This is a genomic window from Pseudomonas laurentiana (assembly GCF_014648275.1).
GTDB classification, from domain to species: domain Bacteria; phylum Pseudomonadota; class Gammaproteobacteria; order Pseudomonadales; family Pseudomonadaceae; genus Aquipseudomonas; species Aquipseudomonas laurentiana.
Genome location: NZ_BMQU01000217.1, coordinates 1 through 507 on the forward strand (window position 1 = coordinate 1; position 507 = coordinate 507).

Genomic DNA, 507 nt, shown 5'->3' on the forward strand with positions numbered 1-507 from the left:
ACTTTACTTCATTTAGAGCTTCGTTATGTCCAGCAACCGGCGACTGTTTCGTACCCAATAAACTTTTGGCATGATTTCCAAATTTTTGAACAGTCTCTCTTATCGAAATAAAACTGTGCTTTAGCTTTAGAAAATACAAATTATTTGTAATATGTTCCCAATGATCTATTTTAGGATACATGCGTACCCTCAACATAGCAGATCGACTACCATTATTGGTATTCCACCAAAATCTATTCATGCAAATAAGATCTTCTAATCGATAACGAGGCCAAAGAAAACGTCTTATCTATTGTCTTGTATCTACGATCAGATACTCGTTTTTTTTCATCAGACCTTGGTCATTTGGTATCTCTTTACTATTGAATCTTACACTCTCATCTAAATGGTTTTCCAGATTCAAAAGATTCAAAATTCTCAATTCTCTACGACGTCTCGGAAGAAAAACATCTTCGAAAATGAAAGAACTTGAAATTTTTTCATTTACATCCTCAATAGGATGTATTT

2 protein-coding genes are annotated in these 507 nt (G+C 33.3%); both read right to left on the reverse strand.

Annotation, left to right across the window (positions count from 1 at the left end; translation table 11 throughout):
• A partial coding sequence (locus IE038_RS24680; RefSeq protein ID WP_229775757.1) for a hypothetical protein occupies positions 1 to 241 on the reverse strand: 241 nt, incomplete at its 3' end.
• 48 nt (positions 242 to 289) lie between these two features.
• Positions 290 to 507: hypothetical protein (locus IE038_RS24685; RefSeq protein WP_229775758.1), on the reverse strand; the 218-nt coding region annotated here is incomplete at its 5' end.